This window comes from Burkholderiaceae bacterium DAT-1, assembly GCA_019084025.1.
Classification (GTDB): domain Bacteria; phylum Pseudomonadota; class Gammaproteobacteria; order Burkholderiales; family Chitinimonadaceae; genus DAT-1.
The window spans coordinates 417338-435900 of record JAHRBI010000001.1; the positions used below are offsets into that span (position 1 = coordinate 417338).

The window sequence follows — 18563 nt, forward strand, 5'->3', positions numbered from 1 at the left end:
GGACACATGGTCACGCTTCTGACGGCCATGCCCGGCTGATTGTGCACACGCACATTAAATTCGTTATAGCCCCAAAACCGGAACCAGCCCGACACAAGTCAATGTTTGCGCGGGGAAAATCTTGAATCTTTTCTTACTTACTGTGCTGTCCAGCCACCATCCATCGACAGGATGGCGCCGGTCATTGACGCCGCGCCCTCACTGCAGAGGAAAGTCGCCAGCGACGCCACTTCGCCAATCTGTACAAACTTCTTGGTCGGCTGGGCCGCCAGCATCACCTGATCAATCACCTGCTGCTCGGTCAGGCCGCGCGCCTTGGCGGTATCGGGAATCTGCTTCTCGACCAGCGGCGTCCATACATAGCCGGGGCAGATGGCGTTCACGGTAATGCCCTGTGTCGCCACTTCGAGTGCAACCGTCTTGGTGAAGCCTGCTACACCGTGCTTGGCGGCAACATAGGCCGACTTGAACGGGGACGCTACCAGTGCATGCGCGGAGGCAATATTCACCACCCGCCCCCAGCCCTTTGCCTTCATGCCGGGCAGCGCCAGACGCGTGGTATGGAAGACGGCATTCAGATTCAGCGCGATGATGGCGTTCCACTTATCAACCGGAAAACTATCCACCGGCGACACAAACTGGATGCCGGCATTGTTGACCAGCACATCAATCGAATCATGGCGCGACAGCGCAGTGGCAAACATGGCCTCGATCTCGTCCGCCTTGCTCAGGTCAGCCGCGATATGGCTAGCTGTGATACCGAAGCGAGTCTGCAGATCCTGCACCTGCGCGGCAATGTCCACCGCCTCGCCAAATCCGTTCAGCGCGATATTCGCGCCCTGCGCGGCGAGCGCTTCGGCAATGCCTTTGCCAATGCCGCTGGTTGAACCGGTAATCAACGCTGTTTTGCCACGCAACATGTCAAACTCCAGAAGTCAGAAGTGAAATGGGCGCCGCCCATACTCGGCATGATAGTCCACCCTGTCATGATCACCTAATCAGACTGCGAAATGATGACGCACTGCAACAAAAATGCCGCTATCTCAAGCAGATAGCGGCACGGGCGTGCAACTAGGCACATCGATCGGTCATCGATCAGGCTTGCGGCTTTTTCAGCAGACCTTCACAGCTGGCGCGCTGGGGATCATTTGCCGGGAGACGGGTGCACACATCACCCAGTTTCACCAGCACGCGTTTCACTACGGCCTCATGCTGGCCATCTTTGCTCCAGCCGCGCAGCTTATCGACCAGCTTCTTCATGGAACGCTGACTGCGCTCGTAAAAGGCGCTCTTGGCCTTTTCGGCATCAGCCACCACAGCCAGCGATGCCTTCTCAACGCGTGCTTCATCCTGCGGTGCCAGTTCTACAATATTGCCGACGTAATTCGAGCCCCATTGCAGACGGGTGGCCTCGCCAACCGAAGCATCGTAGGCCTTGCCGTACCAGTCCAGCGCACCGACCTTATCGCCACGCAGCTTGGCGTTCGAGGCCAGAATCTGCATGTGGTAGTAGGGCGAATGCGACTTCTTCAATTCGGCCAGCAACAGCGTATCGGATTCTTTCACCAGACCGGCATCTGTCAGCAGATGACCTGCGCTGGCGATCACGGCCTGACGTTCGTAGCCATTGGTGGTCTTTTTGTCGGCAGCATCCACAGTCTTGCGCACATTGGCGACCACGGCTGCGGGCAGATCATCCTTGCCAGACTGCAGACGCACCAGCGCCAGCTTGGTGGACAGCGCATCCAGACGATCCGCTGTGGAGAAGGTCGGATCAGCCGTCAGCGTATCCAGCGCCTTTTCCCATTTTGCGGCAAGCTGTTTTCGCTGCGCGCCTTCTGCAGTCACCTGCTCGATAATCGGTTCGGCCAGATTGGCGATGATATCGGATTGACCCTTCACGCGCTTGGCGTCAGCCAGCAGCGTCTCAATCCCAGCCAGCGTTGCAGCTTTGTCGAAAGCGATGGTCTGTTTTCGACCTGCTGCGATAGCCAGCGCTTTGAGTTGCAGACGTGTCGCGGCATAGCTGGTTTTTACCGGCGATTTGCTGGCCAGCGCCTGCAGGGTATCGGCCAGTTTGTCGGCAGCGACCAGTTGCGCTTCATCGCCATCCCACGAGTAATCCGCCAGTAGCTGCCAGTCCTGCTCGGCCAGCTTGTCGCCCTTCAGAGCAGATGCCAGCAGGGCTTTCACCGGACGCGATGTCCGCAGCGCTGCGCTCAGGGCACGCACGTAACGCTCGCCATCGACTTCGCCCGGCAGACGCGTCACTTCCGTGCCATCCGGCTTGAACAGAATCATGGTCGGGTAGCCAACCACCTTGAATTTGGAGGCCAGCTTCTGTGCGTCAGGGCTATCCCCGTCCAAGAATACCGGCACAAACTGACGGGTGCGCGCGATAAAATCCTGACGATTGAAGATGGTGGCCTTCACCTGATTGCATGGCGGGCACCACACCGCGCCCCAGTACAGGAACAAAGGCTTATTGCTGGCTTTGGCCTCGGCAAACGCTGCTTCCACATTGCCCTGACGCCACTCGATACCGGGCGGAAGAGCATGCGTGGCGGCCTGTTCGGCGGCAAATGCAGCGGAGGAAAGCGCAAGGGCAAGCAGGACGGGGCGCAGGTTCATGGGCACATTCCATATATCTGTTTGAGTGCCAGCATACTACCCGACAAACTCTTCCGACATAAAGAACAGTATTTCATATTTCGTTTCATTGTGTATCTATACGCAACGAAACACACTTCACGAAGCGACTAGATCGGCTCCGAGCCAAACTGCAGTGCAAATCGCAGCAAGGCTTCGGCATCGCCCGGTCGTCCAAAATAGTAACCCTGAATCTGGTCGCATCGCATGGCTTGCAGGATATCCACCGTGGCCAGTTCTTCCACACCTTCAGCAACAACGGTCATACCCAGCTTGTGAGCCAGATCAATGACCGATTCGACGATATGGCTCTCACGCGTCCCGGCTTTCAAATCCTGAATGAAGCTGCGGTCAATCTTGAGCTTGTTGATGGGCAAGCGCAGCAAGTGCGTTAGGGAGGAATACCCTGTGCCAAAATCATCTAGCGCGACACGACATCCCAGCGACTGCAGACGCTGCAGTGTTTCAATCGTCGCGTCGATATCGCTCACGGCTGCCGATTCGGTCAGCTCGAACATAACCTGCGCCGGCGGAAGATTCCAGATTGCCAATCCATCGGCGATGATGTCAGGCAAGCCACTGTCCATCAGGTCATTAGCACCAAGATTCAGGCTGATGGTGCCACGATAACCACGCCCATTGAGCATGGCGATTTCTCGAAAGCCGGTATTGAGCACAAAACGCGTCAGTTCGTTATGCAAATGCAAGCGTTCTGCCACAATCACAATTTCGTAGGGCGGCACCCACCCCAGTGATGCATCCTGCCAGCGCAATAGTGCTTCAGCCCCCGCGCAACAACCACTATTTAAATCAACCATCGGCTGATAAGCCAGATGCAGCGCATTATCGGCCAGTGCTTCGCGCAACGGACCACCCAGTCTTTGCACCAATTGCTTATCGTAGTCGTGACGCGCATCATACATGGCCACACCACTACCCGAGATTTGCGCCGCAGCGGCTTCGGCTGACTCCACCAGTGTTCCGGGTGAACGGGCATGGCGCGGCCCTAGTGCGATGCCTACTTTTGGCAGGAACAGCAATGGCGTCCGCTCGAAACGATTTAACTCATCCAGCACCCGATGTGCCGCCAGTACAGCCTGCCCTTCGCTTTGCAGCTGCGGCAGCATGAACACGACATGACGACCATCTATGGCTTCGCACGCATCCTGTTCGCGTAACCATTGTTTGACCTGTACAACGACTTGTGCCGCGCGCGCACCCGCCATCCCGCCCAGATCCAGCCACAACAGCGCCGTAAGCGCATCTTCGCTTGCCACCGCAAGCGATCTCGCCAATGTCGAAGCCAATTCAGGCGAAAGCGGCCCTCCGCTATCCTGTTCAAGCATCATGACGGTGCCTGAAAATAATCGCGAGGATCAATACCGAAGGCCCCCATCGGCAATTCGCGGCGCACCGCGACCGGATTGGAACCGATCTGCGTCATCAAATCGACGATGACAGGACGGGTGTAATCTTTGCGGTGAGCATCCTTAATCAGCATGACACGTGGCTTGAGGCGACGGGCGCGATTCTGCCCCACGACGATGCCGATCTCGCCGCTGGACAGCTCCACCAGTGTCCCTACATGAAAAATCCCCACACACTGCGCAAATTGTTCCACCAGGGGCGCATGGAAATAGTGCTCGGCCCACTTGTGCAAAATCTGCAGTGCCTCGTGACTCGTCAGCGAGACGCCGTAATTCCGGTTGCTGGTCAGTGCGGTAAAGCAATCGACAATGCCTGCCATCGAACCGAACAGGCCGATATCCTGCCCCTTGAGGCCATAGGGATAGCCACTCCCATCAAACCGCTCGTGATGGCGGGCGACCGCATCGAATACATCCATCGGTACGCCACCCATGGAATCGAGAATATCCAGGCTCAGACGCACGTGCGTCTTCATCGTTTCATATTGTTCAGCAGTATGACGCCCCGTCACCGCTCGCAATTCGGCCGGGAGGCGCAATTTACCGATATCCAGCATCAGCCCGGCCATGCCCAGCCAGGCCAGTGAATGCTTGGGGTAGCCAAGATGTCGGCCAAATGCCAGCATATAAATGGCGGTATCCGCTGCATGGGCGTATCCGGTTTTATCCTGATCACGCAGCTTCGTCAGCCAAAGCAGCGCATTGGGGTTACGCACTACCGAGTCAACCAGATCCCCGACAACTTCTTCGACTTGCTGCAAGCTAGGCGGCTTATCATTGACCAGCGCTTCGGCCAGTGACTCCATCAGCTCATCGGCAGCCAGTAACGATTCCTTGGCCTTGGGCAACTCTTCGGGGACGCTCCGACCTTCGTCATATAGCACCACAGGGACACTGGACTGACCGGCAAAGGGCTCGCGCACCTTGAGAATGTCTGATGTGATCCGTGCCTTGCTCACATCATCGATCACGACCGGCGCGTCGGTCGAGCTGGCTGCGAGCACATCAAATGGAATCAATGCCGACCAGCGCGACATCCCGCCAAGCGAGCGTCCAAGGTCGACCTTCACGTGCTTGCAGTACTGAACCAGCATGTCCAGCTGCAAGCCCGAGTCAATCAGAAATCCCTGCATCAGGAAAGGCGTATCCAGCCAGGGGCGATCCAGCTCACAGACAAACATACCCAACTGCAAATCCGCCACGTCTACATGTACTTCCATGTGTGCTCCGTGCACCTCTGAACCACCTTGCACGCAACGATAAAACAGCGCGTGTTTCACCATTGTAGTGCAGCCCCCCTGCACATCTGTCATTCGCAGATGATTGGCTGCATTATGCCACACGCATTAGAAGTCACTAATATGCAAAACGGGCCAAATGGCCCGTCTTCGTGTATTAACAACACATTTACCTGATTTGGATCAGCTCAGCACCATCACTGCATCCGCTTCGACCAGACCACCCTTCGGCAAAGCAGCAGCCTGAATCGCTGCGCGCGCAGGATACGGTGCCTCGAAGTACTGGCCCATGATCTCGTTCAGCTTGGCAAAATTGCCCAGATCAATCACGAATACGCCCAGCTTGACGATGTCTTTCAGATCGCCACCCGCTGCTTGCGCCACTGCACGCAAGTTCTGGAACATCTGATGTGCTTGCGCTTCAAAACCTTCAGCCAGATCGCCGGTAGTTGGCACAATGCCCAGCTGGCCGGACAGGTAAACAGTATTGCCCACCTTCACAGCTTGAGAGTATGCGCCGATGGCTTTAGGGGCGTTGTCGCTGTGGATGATTTCGCGGGACATGGGGGAACTCCTTGGGTAAGTTGGTTAAACGGTCGCTCGGGCGACTCACTCTTCGGGTAAAAACAATTCGAACAGTCGATTCTGGTAACGGCGGCCCAGCCCGCTCGGCGCGAGCTTCGATGGATCTGCATCCAGCAGTCCCAGTCGATTCGCCTCGTTCAGCGGACGGCTCATCGCAGCCAGCGGCAGACCGGTACGTTCGGTAAAAAATTCGACCGGCACGCCTTCGGTGAGACGCATGGCGTTGAGCATGAACTCAAAGGGCAGTTGATCAGGCGTCACCAATTCTTCAGTCCGCACCGCATTGCCCTGTGCAATGGCCGATAGATAGGCCGTGGGCTGTTTGTGCCGCATCTGGCGGATGATGCGATCGGGAAAACTCAGCTTGCCGTGCGCACCCGCACCAATGCCCAGATAGTCGCCAAACGCCCAGTAATTCAGATTGTGCCGCGCACGATGGCCACGGCGCGCATAGGCTGACGTTTCATAGTGATCGAATCCTGCCTGCTGCAAACGCGCTTCGATCTGGTCGTGCATCTCGGCGGCGATATCTTCGTCAGGAATCGGCGGCGGATAACGATGGAACAATGTATTTGGTTCCAGCGTCAGGTGATAACAGCTCAGATGCGCGGGTCCGAAACCGAGTGCCGTTTCCACATCAGCCAGCGCCTCTTCAATCGTCTGATTCGGCAGCGCAAACATCAGATCCAGATTAAAGGTATCGAATATTTCTGCCGCCAGCGCGGCTGCCCGCTTGGCTTCATCGGCATCATGAATCCGGCCAATGGCCTGCAGATGGCCGGCATTGAAGCTCTGAATTCCCAGCGACACCCGATTGATGCCTGCTGCACGATAGCCCCGGAATCGATCAGCCTCGACCGTACCCGGATTGGCCTCCAGCGTAATTTCGGCATCGGGCAACAGCTTCACGCGGGCACGGATCGCAGCGATCAGCGTATCCATGGCCTCGGCAGAAAACAGGCTAGGCGTCCCGCCGCCCATGAAAATCGTATGGATGGGCCGTCCCCAGATCAATGGGAGACTATGCTCCAGATCAGCAATCAGTGCCTGAATATAGCCTGCCTCGTCAAAGCCATTTTTGGACTCGTGCGAGTTAAAATCGCAATAGGGGCATTTGCGCACACACCAGGGGAAATGGATATACAGCGACAGCGGAGGCAGCGCGGTCAGGCCTTGCCACTGATTGGGCCGTTGCAGGGTGATGCTCATATCAGCCCTTGCGATACGGATTGACGAGGCCGGCCATCATCTCGACCAGTGCCTGACGCAATTGCGCTTCCGAGACCTCCATCAACAGGCCATCTTCGAACGCATCCTGCGCCATCTGGCGCAGCTCGTCGAAGTTCTCCTGCATGACTTTGACCTTCTCGGTGCAGCTCACCACCGAGCCATCATCCTTGAGCCACTTCGGCCATTCCTGACTCATGCACCGGCCTCACGCAATTTATCCAGCAACGCATTCAGCGCCTTGCCGCGATGACTCACCGGATTCTTTTCTTCCGGCGTCAGCTCGGCCACGGTCTTGCCAAAGGCAGGCACATAGACCAGCGGATCATAACCAAAGCCGCCCTCGCCCTTCGGGCTATCCAGCAGCACGCCATCAAATCGGCCTTCGGCAATGAGCGGGCGCGGATCGTCAGCATGGCGCACCAGCACCAGTGCGGCATAGTAGAAGGCGCGGCGATCAGCCTGTCCGGCCATGTCGGCCAGCAGCTTTTCGTTATTGCGGGCATCCGATTTCGGCTCACCGGCATATCGTGCAGAATACACGCCCGGCGCGCCGCCCAGCGCTTCCACACAAATGCCGGAATCATCCGCCAGCGCAGGCAGGCCGGTCACGCGTGATGCATGGCGCGCTTTGACCAGCGCATTCTCGACAAAGGTGGCATGCGGCTCTTCAGCCTCGCTCACGCCCAGCTGCCCCTGTGGAATCAGTTCGATGTCCAGCGTGGCAAACAGGCGCTGGAATTCTTTCAATTTGCCCGCGTTATTGCTGGCCAGCACAATGCGTTTCATGCTCTTTATCCTTTTCGACAACGACTTAGTCGTGTTCGGCCTGATCACGGTTGGCGTGCGCTTCATCCGCCAGTCGCTTGAAATGGCGAATCGCTTCGGCACATTTTTCCGGATCGTTAAGCCCAAAGCAAAATACTTTGCCATCCACAGCCTTCACCCGAATGCCGCGATTCAGCGAAGGGGTAAAGTTGCCGCCATGTATTTCAATACCCTCCACCACGCGCACCGGCTGACGTGGCTGGTCCGGCAAGGTGACGACTTCGACGGTATGGATTTCGTTCATCATTAACTCACCGCGCACACCCGGCCGGAAGATGCCCCAGCGCCAGCGCAGCGAGATCGCATCCACGCGAATCTGATACGTCAGCCAGCGCTCTGCCATAAAAAACAGCACCAGCGCGATCACGCCAAAGCCAATCTGCAGCGTCGAACCCCAGCCCTGCGCCACCCAGCCGGCGATGGCCAGACCAATCGGCACCAGCGTCGCAGGCGCCCAGATCACCGCCTGCTTGTAATCATGCTTGAAGTTAGCGCTGCTCATGTTCCACCTGTGCCAATGCGGTTTCGATCAGTTCCGGCGTTGCGCCCTTGAGCAAGGATGCATCGGACAGCATACGCCGCCAGGTGCGGCCGCCATACACGCCGTGATAGAGCCCCAGCATATGGCGCACCACATGCTTGACCTCTGTCTTGCCATTTTTCATGACGTGCTCGATATAGCCCATCATGTGGCGAGCGATGTCGGCGCGCGTCGGCACCGGATGATCATCGCCATAAAAACGCGCATCCACGGCCGCAAACTGGTAAGGATCGTGATAGGCCATGCGACCGATCATCACACCGTCCAGATGCTGCAGATGCTCGGCACTGGCGTCCCAGTTGTCGATGCCGCCGTTGATGAGGATTTCCAGCTGCGGGAAATCGCGCTTCAACTGGTACACATAATCGTATTTCAGTGGCGGGATTTCGCGATTCTGTTTGGGTGAAAGCCCCTTGAGAATGGCATTGCGCGCATGGGCAATAAACACCTCGCAGCCCGCATCCGCCACCGTGCCGACAAAATCGCGCACAAAGCTGTAATCCTCGACCGCATCGATCCCGATACGGTGTTTCACCGTCACCGGAATGGTGGTCGCATCGCGCATGGCCTTTACGCAATCCGCCACCAGCGCAGGCTCCGCCATCAGGCAAGCACCAAACGAGCCGCTCTGCACGCGTTCGGACGGGCAACCGACGTTCAGATTGACCTCGTCGTAGCCCCACTCGGCAGCGATCTTCGCACATTGCGCCAGATCCGCCGGATCAGATCCGCCCAGCTGCAAGGCAACCGGATGCTCATCATCATTGAAATCCAGATGACGGTTGCGATCACCATGAATGATCGCACCGGTGGTCACCATTTCGGTATACAGCCAGGCGTACCGGCTGATCTGCCGCAGGAAATAACGGAAATGCCGGTCAGTCCAGTCCAGCATGGGTGCAAGCGCGACCCGGCGTGAGGCTTGATGGTGCATGTACTACTTTCAGTTTTTCGGAAAATGATTAAAGGGGAACATAAAACCCCCACACTCCCGGCGACAATTCACTTGCCGCGAAACACAAATCTGGGTTCGCTAGGAACTGGTAAACGAAGGCACGGTGCTTTTGCCCAGGATACTGAGGATGCTCGACCCAAACAGGCGCATCCACAGTGCGCACCCATTCTTCGCCCCAAACATCGCGCCCCAACACCGAAAGATTCGTGCCCTCCGGTGCAACTGCCAATGCTTGCCAAAATGGAGTTACATTCCCCATATCAGCCCAATGCAGCCTTCTGCGCCGCAATCAGCTCGGCAATGCCGCGCTCTGCCAGTTCCAGCAGCGTATTCATTTCTGCACGGCTGAACGGCGTCCCTTCGGCGGTACCCTGCAGCTCCACAAAGCCGCCCGCACCGGTCATCACGACGTTCATGTCGGTATCGCAGCCGCTATCTTCCGGGTAATCCAGATCCAGCACCGGCTCGCCATTCACAATACCAACCGAGATTGCCGCCACATGATCGCGCACAGGCGAAGCAGGCAATTTGCCAGCGGCGACCAGCTTGTTACAGGCATCCATCAGGGCAATAAACGCGCCGGTAATGCTCGCGCAGCGCGTGCCGCCATCAGCCTGCAGCACATCGCAGTCGAGGGTAATCTGGCGCTCGCCGAGCGCCTTGAGATCCACAACCGCGCGCAGGCTGCGGCCAATGAGACGCTGGATTTCCTGAGTGCGGCCACTTTGCTTGCCCTGTGCGGCTTCGCGTTTCATGCGGGAATGAGTCGAACGCGGCAGCATGCCGTATTCAGCCGTCACCCAGCCTTCGCCCTTGCCCTTGAGAAAGGGCGGCACGGACTCTTCCACGCTGGCCGTGCACAGCACTTTGGTCTGACCCATTTCGATCAGCACCGAGCCTTCTGCATGGCAGGTGTAATTGCGGGTGATGCGTACAGTACGCAGTTGCTCGGCAGAACGGCCGGACGCTCGCATAGTCACTCTCCTAGTTGATCAGGGAGGATTATACGCGAGCCTGTCCGGCCAAGACGAACGGGCGGGGAAAAATTGCCTTTACTTCGAGTACTTGCGGATGGCGTCCTGAATTTCCTGAATGGCCGCTTCGATATCGGCTTCGGTAATATCCTTGCTGCCTTTCAGTGCCTTGTCATTGGCCAGTGTGTGCAACTGGGTCGTCACTTCGCCCTGACTCAGCTTGTGCGTCGACAGCGCACCACTGATTTCTTCCTGCTCTTCGTGCCAGTTGATCGCCACGGCAGTTAGATTGTCGCAGTACTGACCACCTGCCGCTTCGGCACGGTCCAGTAATTGCGGCAGGGCGTACAGCACGGGGAAGGTGCTCAGCATCTGTTCCAGCTCCACCTGATTCAGGCCACCCCACATGCCATCCGTACACAGCAACACGGTGTCGCCATCGTGTAGCTGGGTTTTATCCAGCTCCACCTCTGGCGGGAACATGCTGCCCAGGCAGTTGTAAATTTTGTTGCGGTCCGGATGAGTGCGCGCCTGCTCCTCGGTGATGCGACCCTGATCAATCAGCGCCTGAACCTTGGAATGATCCTTGGTGCGCTTATGCACGCGCCCCTTGCGCAGCAGATACAAGCGGGAATCACCAACATGCCCCCAATAGATCATGCCATCTTGAATGATGGCAGCGACTACCGTCGTACGCGGCGTTTCTAGCAGAGAGTGATTGCCTGCATAGTTGAAAATCGCCTCGTGACACTTTACAAAACCGTCGTGCAAAAACGTGTGCGGATTGGGAATGGTCGGCTTGGCGCGGCGCTGGAACAGCTCGGCCAGCAGCTCCACTGTAATCTGCGCGGCTACTTCACCATGCAGGTGCCCCCCCATACCGTCGGCCACCACCATCAGCAAGGAATCGCGGCTGTAGGAATAGCACATGCGATCCTGATTGTATTGGCGGGCGCCCTGGCGGCTTTCCTGAAAAATCGTGAACTTCATTTATCTTTCCTCGTGCCGCCAAAGTGATTCAGCTTACTCAGGCCTGCACGCAGGTTATCCAGCAAGGTCGGTTTGGGTTGGGGTGCGGCCGCTACCGCCATCAGGGCTTTCTGCAGCTCCAGTCCGCTTTGCGGACGGCGCAGCGTGTCCATCTCCAGACACCAATCGACAATATCCAACAAGGCATCGGAATAACGTCCAGCCCATGCCTTGCGCACCGATACGTAACGGTCATCCTTGGCGCGTTGATCTGCAGCCTGAGGCGCCATCCCGCTCATACAGGCAAAGATACTGGCGCCGATCGAATAGATATCACTCCACGGCCCCAGCTTTTCGCGGTCGCCATATTGTTCGGGCGAGGCAAAGCCAGGCGTGTACATGGGGGTAAAGCGCTGAATCTGCGAGCCAAGTGCCTGGCGCGCCGAACCAAAGTCCAGCAGCACGGGCGAGCCATCGCGCCGGATGTAGATATTGGCGGGCTTGATATCGAGATGCAGCAGTTTGCGCAAATGGACTTCACGCAATCCATTCAGCATGTGGATAAACACATACAGAATCATGTTTTCTTTGACGCCGCCTTCGGTCAGCTGGATTTCGCGCTGAAGCGTCCGGCCGCGCTCATACTCCATCACCATGTACACCGTTTCGTTAGCGCGGAAGAAATTGATCACGCGCACCACGTTCGGGTGGGTAATGGTGGCGAGGGTTTTGCCCTCTTCAAAGAAGCATTTCATGCCATGACGAAACAGGGCAAGTTTGTCGGCTGACGTCGCCACAACTTGCGACCCCTCCTGACGCAATGCCAGTGCATTGGGCAGGTATTCCTTGATCGCCACCGGATGGTCGCGCTCATCGTGGGCAAGATAGACGATACTGAACCCACCGGCCGACAATTGCTTGACGATGGTGTAATTCAGCAGCTGATAGCCGCGGGGTAAAGGTAAATTGGACTGATTGGCCATCTGGGAAGGCTAACGCCTGTGGTATATTTCGGGCAACGCAGGGTGTTTAACATGCATTGCATCATGCAAATGTACAGGATTTACGCCTGTAAGACACCCTGAGGCTACAATGAATGTGGCGCAGCGTACAGAGGCGACGCGCCACAATCGTGATTTTGGTCAAGTGCTGACGCCATCCTGCGACAGTTCGCAGCTTCACACTGGCCTGAACGGAGAAAACATGATCCTCAGCATGACAGGCTATGCCATTGCCAGCCGCGAACTGGTCGGCGGTGTGCTCAGCGTGGAGTTGCGCGCCGTCAATCACCGCTTTCTCGATCTGAGCCTGCGCTTGCCGGAAGAGTTGCGCCCACTGGAAAACACCCTGCGCGAAAAGCTGTCCGGTCGTATCAGCCGGGGCAAGCTGGAATGTCGCATGGGCTTCGCTGCTCGCAATGAAGCTGCACCAGGTCTGGAGCTTAACGAAGGATTATTGCACCAGCTTGTCGACCTGTCTCGTCGTGCACGTGGCATCGCCCACGACGCAGGCGACTTGCGCATGGGCGAGCTGCTGCGCTGGCCGGGCGTACTGGTGAGTGACTCCGTCAGCCCCGAAAAAATGCAGGAAACTGCGCTGGAATTGCTTGATCTGGCCATTACTGATTTCACAGCCACCCGCGAGCGCGAAGGCGCCAAATTGGCCGCCATGATGCTGGAACGTGTGGTTGGCATCGAACAGCATGTGGCGCAAATCGCACCCAGAATGCCGGAAATCGTCGCCAATTACGAGGCCAAGCTTAAAGAGCGACTGGTTGACGCGATCGGTTCCGCAGATGACGATCGCATCAAACAGGAAGTGGCCCTCTTCGCGCAACGTATTGATGTGGCAGAGGAACTATCCCGTCTGTCGGCTCATACCAGCGAAGTCCGCCGCATCCTCAAACAAAAGGGGCCAGTTGGCAAACGTCTGGATTTTCTCATGCAGGAACTCCATCGCGAAGCCAACACACTGGGCTCCAAGTCTGTATCGCTGGAATCCACACAGGTTTCAATGGAACTCAAAGTCCTGATCGAGCAAATGCGCGAACAGGTGCAGAATATCGAATGATCATCAACGGATCGGCTCTCGGGGTCCGCTTGTGGTACCCTATATAGAGCTGATCAGCGAGTCAAAACAATGAGTAAAGGCAATATCTTCGTCGTGGTCGCCCCGTCGGGTGCCGGCAAAACCACTTTGGTGCTGGCTCTGCTAGCCGCTGAACCACAAGTGCAACTGTCGGTGTCCTACACCACTCGTGCGCCGCGCGAAGGCGAAGTAGATGGTCGCGAATATCATTTCGTGACCCGCGAAACCTTTCAGGAAATGGTTGCCCACAACGATTTCCTGGAGTACGCAGAAGTACACGGCAATCTGTACGGTACGTCGCGCAGCTGGATCGAAGATGCACTGAAGAGTGGCCGCGACATCCTGCTGGAAATCGACTGGCAGGGCGCCCAGCAAGTGCATTCGCACTTCAAGGACGCCATCGAAATTTTCATCCTGCCGCCATCGCAAGCCATTCTCGAGCAGCGCCTGCGTGGCCGTGGCAAGGATAGCGAAGATGCCATCGTGCAGCGCCTCGCCAATGCCCGCGAGGAGATTGGTCACGCACACGAAGCGGACTACATCATTGTCAACGAACACATTGACGAAGCGGTGCGCGACATCATCGGCATCGTACGTGCAGAACGGATCAAGTCAGCCAAGCAGCTGGCCCGTTTCGGCAACCTCGTCAACGAACTGAAGGGTGCCTGACCGGCCCCGGCATCAACCTCTGGAGAATCTCACCATGGCCCGTATTACCGTTGAAGAATGTCTGCCACGCGTCGCCAACCGCTTTGACCTGACACTGGTCGCCGCTTACCGCGCCCGTCAGCTAGCAAACGGTTCCACCCCGCTGGTCGATGGCTACGCTCATCACAAGCCAACCGTGCAGGCACTGTACGAAGTGGCCGCCGGCAAAATCGGTCGCGAAATGCTGAACCGAATTCCACGCAGCTAATCCGATACGCCAACAAGGCGGGCTCACACAGCCCGCCTTTTTCGTCTGCTGAAGATGCACGCGCTTCCCACTCTCCCCGACTTTGGTGATCACGGCGATCAGATCCGTGAGGATGTTGGTCAATTTCTGGCCAAGGCGTCAGCCTACCTGAAACCCGAAGACGTCGACCTGCTGCGCCAGGCCTTCGCCTTCGGTGCACACGCTCATCATGGCCAGATCCGCAAGAGCGGTGAGCCTTACATCACCCATCCGCTGGCCGTCGCCGATATACTGGCTGACTGGCATATGGATGCACAGGCGCTGACTGCTGCCTTCCTGCACGACGTGATGGAAGACACCGCCGTTTCCAAGCTGGAACTGACCGAGCGCTTTGGCAAAACCATTGCCGAGTTGGTCGATGGTTTGTCGAAACTGGAGCGACTGGAGTTTCAGAGCAAGGAAGAAGCGCAGGCGGAAAATTTCCGCAAGATGCTGATGGCGATGGCGCGCGATGTCCGTGTCCTGCTCGTCAAGCTGGCCGACCGCCTGCACAATATGCGGACGCTGGATGCCATGCGCGAGGACAAGCAAAAGCGCATCGCGGCCGAAACGCTGGAAATCTATGCGCCGATTGCCAATCGCATCGGTCTGCATTCCACCTATCAGGAGCTGGAAGACCTCGCCTTCCGTTACCTGCACCCCATGCGCCACCGCGTGCTGGCCGATGCGCTGAAAAAGGCGCGCGGCAACCGTCGCGAAGTGGTCAGCAAGATTCTGGAAGCGATCCGCCTCAAGCTGGCTGACGCCAAAATCGAAGCCTCCATCAGCGGCCGCGAAAAGCATCTGGCGAGTATCCACCGCAAGATGCAGGAAAAGCACCTGTCATTTTCCGAGGTGCTGGATATCTACGGCTTCCGCGTGATTGTGCGCGATGTGCCCACCTGCTATCTGACGCTGGGTGCGCTGCATGGCCTGTACAAGCCGGTACCGGGGGCATTCAAGGACTACATCGCCATTCCCAAACCGAATGGATATCAGTCACTGCATACTGCATTGTCCGGCCCTTACGGCACACCGATCGAAATCCAGATCCGCACCCACGATATGCACAAAGTGGCGGAAGCGGGTGTGGCGTCGCACTGGATGTACAAATCCGGTGACGAGAGCTTTGGCGATGTGCACCAGAAAACTCACCAGTGGCTGCAATCACTGCTGGAAATTCAGGCCATGAGTGGCGATTCGGTCGAATTCCTTGAGCATATCAAGGTCGACCTGTTCCCCGGCGAAGTGTATGTCTTTACCCCCAAGGGCAAAATTCTGACGCTGCCGCAAGGCTCGACAGCGGTCGATTTCGCCTACGCGGTGCACTCGGACATCGGCAATCGCTGCATCGCAGCCAAGGTCAATCACGATCTGGTGCCACTGCGCAGCGTGCTACGCACCGGCGACCGGATCGAAATCATCACGGCAGTCACCGCCAAGCCCAATCCGAACTGGCTGAATTTCGTCGTAACGGGCAAGGCACGCTCGCATATTCGCCACTTCATCAAAACCGTCCGCTACGAGGAATCGGTACAACTGGGTGAGCGCATGCTCAATCAGGCGATTGTCAGCGTGATGGGCAAAATGGTGGAGCTGGGCGAAGAGGCATGGGATCGCTATCTACGCGAAAATGCGCCCTCCAAGCGGGACGAGTTGCTATCCGATCTGGGCCTGGGCAAACGTCTGGCGCCAGTGATGGCACAGCGTCTGCTGACGCTGGCAGGTCATCTTGCCGAAGGCGATGGCAAGTCCGGCCCGATTGTGATTCGTGGCACCGAAGGGGTAGCCGTACAATTTGCTCACTGCTGCAACCCGATTCCGGGCGATCCGATTCTGGGCATCATCAAGCAGGGGCAGGGTCTGGTCATCCATACCCATGACTGCCCACAGGTGGGTCGCGCTGGCAGGTTTGATCCGGACAAGTTACTGGAAGTGGAGTGGGATGCGCCGCGCGGCCGCCTGTTCAACGTGCCGATCCGCGTCCTGACCGAAAACCGGCGCGGTGTGCTTGCACAGATTGCAGCCGCCATTTCGTCCAGCGATGCCAATATCGAAAATGTGCACATGGGCGACGAACCGACCAGCGATGAACACTACATCGAAATTCGGTTCACGCTACAAGTCGAAAACCGCCAGCATCTGGCCAAGGTCATGCAGACCGTGCGTCAACTGGAAACCGTGGTTCGTCTCAACCGTCTAAAAACCTTTGCCGCCAGTAGCGGCCATGCATCCGGCTCAGCTAAATCGTAAGCGATCGACATGGCGGAGCCGGATTGAACGCCCCCGCCGTGGTAAAATCCAGTTTTTCCCAACCCGAGCCGATCCGGGAAGCACAACGTGATTCTGACTATCAACGGTGAAAGCCGCACCATCGAATCCCCCTGCACGGTTGCCGAACTGATTGTTCGACTGGGCCACACCGGTCGTCGCATCGCCATTGAACGCAATGGCGAGATCGTGCCGCGCAGCCTGCACCCCGAAACCGCCCTCGCCGAGGGCGACTCTCTCGAAATTGTCGTCGCCGTTGGCGGAGGTTGAACGCCTCGCATAGGCAAGAATGTGGTTTTTTGGAGCATCTCATGCAAGATCGATTGACCATTGCTGGCCGCGAATATGGTTCGCGCCTTCTGGTAGGCACAGGCAAGTACAAGGATTTTACCGAAACCCGCGCTGCAATTAATGCAGCAGGCGCCGAAATCGTCACCGTCGCCATCCGGCGCGTGAATATTGGCCAGGATGCCAGCGCCCCCAGCTTGCTCGACTACTTGCCGCCCTCGCAGTTCACCTACCTGCCGAATACAGCTGGGTGCTACAGCGCGGAAGATGCAGTGCGCACCTTGCGTCTGGCCCGCGAGCTGCTGGATGATCACCGCCTCGTGAAGCTGGAAGTTCTGGGTGATCCGCATACCCTGTTCCCCAATGTCCGCGAGACGCTGGTCGCCGCCGAGACACTGGTGAAAGAGGGCTTTGACGTGATGGTCTATACTTCCGACGACCCGATTGTGGCCCGTGAACTGGAAGCCATTGGCTGCTGCGCGATCATGCCGCTAGCCAGCCTGATCGGCTCCGGCATGGGCATTCTCAATCCGTGGAATCTGAAGCTCATTATCGAACAGAGCAAGGTGCCGGTGATTGTCGATGCGGGTGTAGGGACTGCATCGGATGCAGCCATCGCCATGGAACTGGGGTGCGATGGCGTATTGATGAATACCGCGATTGCCGCCGCACAGAACCCGGTTCTGATGGCAAGCGCCATGAAAAAGGGCGTGGAAGCCGGTCGCGAAGCATTCCTGGCCGGTCGGATGCCGCGCAAGCTTTACAGTGGCGTACCCAGCTCCCCGACCACTGGACTGATCGGCTGATCAGGTATTTTTTGCAATAAATAATCGGGGACGATCAAACGCGATCGCCCCGCTGAGTAAAGACATGGAAGACACTCCGCAACACCGCCACATCCGCAGCTTCGTGCTACGTCAGGGCCATCTCTCCGATGCACAATCGCGCGCAATTGATGAAGGCATGCCCAAGTGGGGCATTGAATACGCGCCCGCAGCACTCGATCTGAATGCAGCTTTTGGCCGCGCAGCGCCTAAAGTGCTGGAAATCGGCTTCGGGATGGGCGTGGCGACAGCCGATATCGCCAAGGCTCGTCCAGATACCGATTTTCTGGGCATCGAAGTGCACAGCCCCGGCGTGGGCAATCTGTTCAAGCTGATCAACGAGCAGCAGCTCACCAATCTGCGTGTGATCCGGCACGATGCCGTAGAAGTGGTGCGCGACATGCTGACACCTGGCTGCCTGGATGGCTTCCACCTCTACTTCCCTGATCCATGGCACAAAAAACGCCACAACAAGCGCCGTCTGGTGCAACCCGCTTTTGTTGAGACCATCGTCAAGCTGCTGAAGCCGGGTGCCTATATCCACATGGCAACCGACTGGGAAGATTATGCCGTCCAGATGCTGGAAGTCCTCGGTGCCAATCCAGACCTGCAGAACCAGTTCGATGGCTATGCACCGCGCCCCGAGTGGCGTCCGCTCACCAAGTTCGAGCAGCGCGGTATGCGCCTGGGACATGGCGTGTGGGATTTGATGTTTGAGCGGAAGTAGACTCGATCCATCTGGATGTAATCAAGGGACCATAAGGT

At 57.4% G+C, this 18563-nt stretch carries 20 protein-coding genes; 7 read left to right on the forward strand and 13 right to left on the reverse strand.

Annotated elements, in window-relative coordinates:
• Window positions 1–137: 137 nt before the first annotated feature.
• The 13 genes from KSF73_01890 to KSF73_01950 all read right to left on the reverse strand — a co-directional run bounded on the left by KSF73_01890 (window position 138) and on the right by KSF73_01950 (window position 12376).
• Window positions 138–920 (reverse strand): 3-hydroxybutyrate dehydrogenase, encoded by a 783-nt coding sequence (locus tag KSF73_01890; GenBank protein MBV1774458.1) that lies wholly within the window; start codon window positions 918–920, stop codon window positions 138–140.
• Window positions 921–1095: 175 nt separating this feature from the next.
• Complete coding sequence (locus tag KSF73_01895; GenBank protein ID MBV1774459.1) at window positions 1096–2631, reverse strand: thioredoxin family protein; 1536 nt, start codon at window positions 2629–2631, stop codon at window positions 1096–1098.
• A 128-nt stretch (window positions 2632–2759) separates the two neighbouring features.
• Window positions 2760–3998, reverse strand: coding sequence for an EAL domain-containing protein (locus KSF73_01900; protein MBV1774460.1), 1239 nt, complete (start codon window positions 3996–3998; stop codon window positions 2760–2762).
• On the reverse strand, window positions 3995–5296 hold the full coding sequence (locus tag KSF73_01905) for a DUF3391 domain-containing protein (GenBank protein MBV1774461.1): 1302 nt from the start codon (window positions 5294–5296) through the stop codon (window positions 3995–3997). The genes KSF73_01900 and KSF73_01905 overlap by 4 nt, the downstream gene beginning before the upstream one ends.
• Before the next feature lie 201 nt (window positions 5297–5497).
• A complete protein-coding gene (locus KSF73_01910) occupies window positions 5498–5878 on the reverse strand; it encodes a Rid family detoxifying hydrolase (GenBank protein MBV1774462.1) in 381 nt (126 codons plus the stop codon).
• Window positions 5879–5923: 45 nt separating this feature from the next.
• Window positions 5924–7108 (reverse strand): radical SAM family heme chaperone HemW, encoded by a 1185-nt coding sequence (gene hemW, locus KSF73_01915; GenBank protein ID MBV1774463.1) that lies wholly within the window; start codon window positions 7106–7108, stop codon window positions 5924–5926.
• Window position 7109: 1 nt separating this feature from the next.
• Window positions 7110–7325: a hypothetical protein gene (locus tag KSF73_01920; protein ID MBV1774464.1), complete on the reverse strand. Its 216-nt coding sequence runs from the start codon at window positions 7323–7325 to the stop codon at window positions 7110–7112.
• Entirely contained in the window at window positions 7322–7915 is a 594-nt protein-coding gene (gene rdgB, locus KSF73_01925; GenBank protein ID MBV1774465.1) for an RdgB/HAM1 family non-canonical purine NTP pyrophosphatase, read from the reverse strand. Before rdgB ends, KSF73_01920 begins: the two co-directional genes overlap by 4 nt.
• Window positions 7916–7940: 25 nt before the next feature.
• Complete coding sequence (locus tag KSF73_01930) at window positions 7941–8456, reverse strand: hypothetical protein (GenBank protein MBV1774466.1); 516 nt, start codon at window positions 8454–8456, stop codon at window positions 7941–7943.
• Window positions 8443–9429 carry a tRNA dihydrouridine(20/20a) synthase DusA gene (gene dusA / locus KSF73_01935; GenBank protein MBV1774467.1) on the reverse strand — a complete coding sequence of 329 codons (987 nt, stop codon included), beginning with the start codon at window positions 9427–9429 and terminating at the stop codon, window positions 8443–8445. Before dusA ends, KSF73_01930 begins: the two co-directional genes overlap by 14 nt.
• A 281-nt stretch (window positions 9430–9710) precedes the next feature.
• Entirely contained in the window at window positions 9711–10424 is a 714-nt protein-coding gene (rph, locus tag KSF73_01940) for a ribonuclease PH (protein MBV1774468.1), read from the reverse strand.
• 78 nt (window positions 10425–10502) lie between these two features.
• A complete protein-coding gene (locus KSF73_01945) occupies window positions 10503–11414 on the reverse strand; it encodes a protein phosphatase 2C domain-containing protein (GenBank protein ID MBV1774469.1) in 912 nt (303 codons plus the stop codon).
• A complete protein-coding gene (locus tag KSF73_01950) occupies window positions 11411–12376 on the reverse strand; it encodes a serine/threonine protein kinase (GenBank protein MBV1774470.1) in 966 nt (321 codons plus the stop codon). The genes KSF73_01945 and KSF73_01950 overlap by 4 nt, the downstream gene beginning before the upstream one ends.
• 220 nt (window positions 12377–12596) lie before the next feature.
• On the opposite strand from KSF73_01950, the gene KSF73_01955 reads away from it, so the two are divergent.
• From KSF73_01955 to trmB, 7 genes are all read left to right on the forward strand, one after another.
• A complete protein-coding gene (locus KSF73_01955) occupies window positions 12597–13463 on the forward strand; it encodes a YicC family protein (GenBank protein ID MBV1774471.1) in 867 nt (288 codons plus the stop codon).
• 69 nt (window positions 13464–13532) lie between these two features.
• Window positions 13533–14150 (forward strand): guanylate kinase, encoded by a 618-nt coding sequence (gene gmk, locus KSF73_01960; protein ID MBV1774472.1) that lies wholly within the window; start codon window positions 13533–13535, stop codon window positions 14148–14150.
• Window positions 14151–14184: 34 nt separating this feature from the next.
• On the forward strand, window positions 14185–14397 hold the full coding sequence (rpoZ, locus tag KSF73_01965; GenBank protein MBV1774473.1) for a DNA-directed RNA polymerase subunit omega: 213 nt from the start codon (window positions 14185–14187) through the stop codon (window positions 14395–14397).
• 54 nt (window positions 14398–14451) lie between these two features.
• A complete protein-coding gene (locus KSF73_01970) occupies window positions 14452–16668 on the forward strand; it encodes a bifunctional (p)ppGpp synthetase/guanosine-3',5'-bis(diphosphate) 3'-pyrophosphohydrolase (GenBank protein MBV1774474.1) in 2217 nt (738 codons plus the stop codon).
• An 87-nt stretch (window positions 16669–16755) separates the two neighbouring features.
• A complete protein-coding gene (gene thiS / locus KSF73_01975; protein ID MBV1774475.1) occupies window positions 16756–16956 on the forward strand; it encodes a sulfur carrier protein ThiS in 201 nt (66 codons plus the stop codon).
• A 41-nt stretch (window positions 16957–16997) separates the two neighbouring features.
• Entirely contained in the window at window positions 16998–17780 is a 783-nt protein-coding gene (locus tag KSF73_01980; protein ID MBV1774476.1) for a thiazole synthase, read from the forward strand.
• Window positions 17781–17844: 64 nt separating this feature from the next.
• Complete coding sequence (gene trmB / locus KSF73_01985) at window positions 17845–18525, forward strand: tRNA (guanosine(46)-N7)-methyltransferase TrmB (GenBank protein ID MBV1774477.1); 681 nt, start codon at window positions 17845–17847, stop codon at window positions 18523–18525.
• Window positions 18526–18563: the final 38 nt, after the last annotated feature.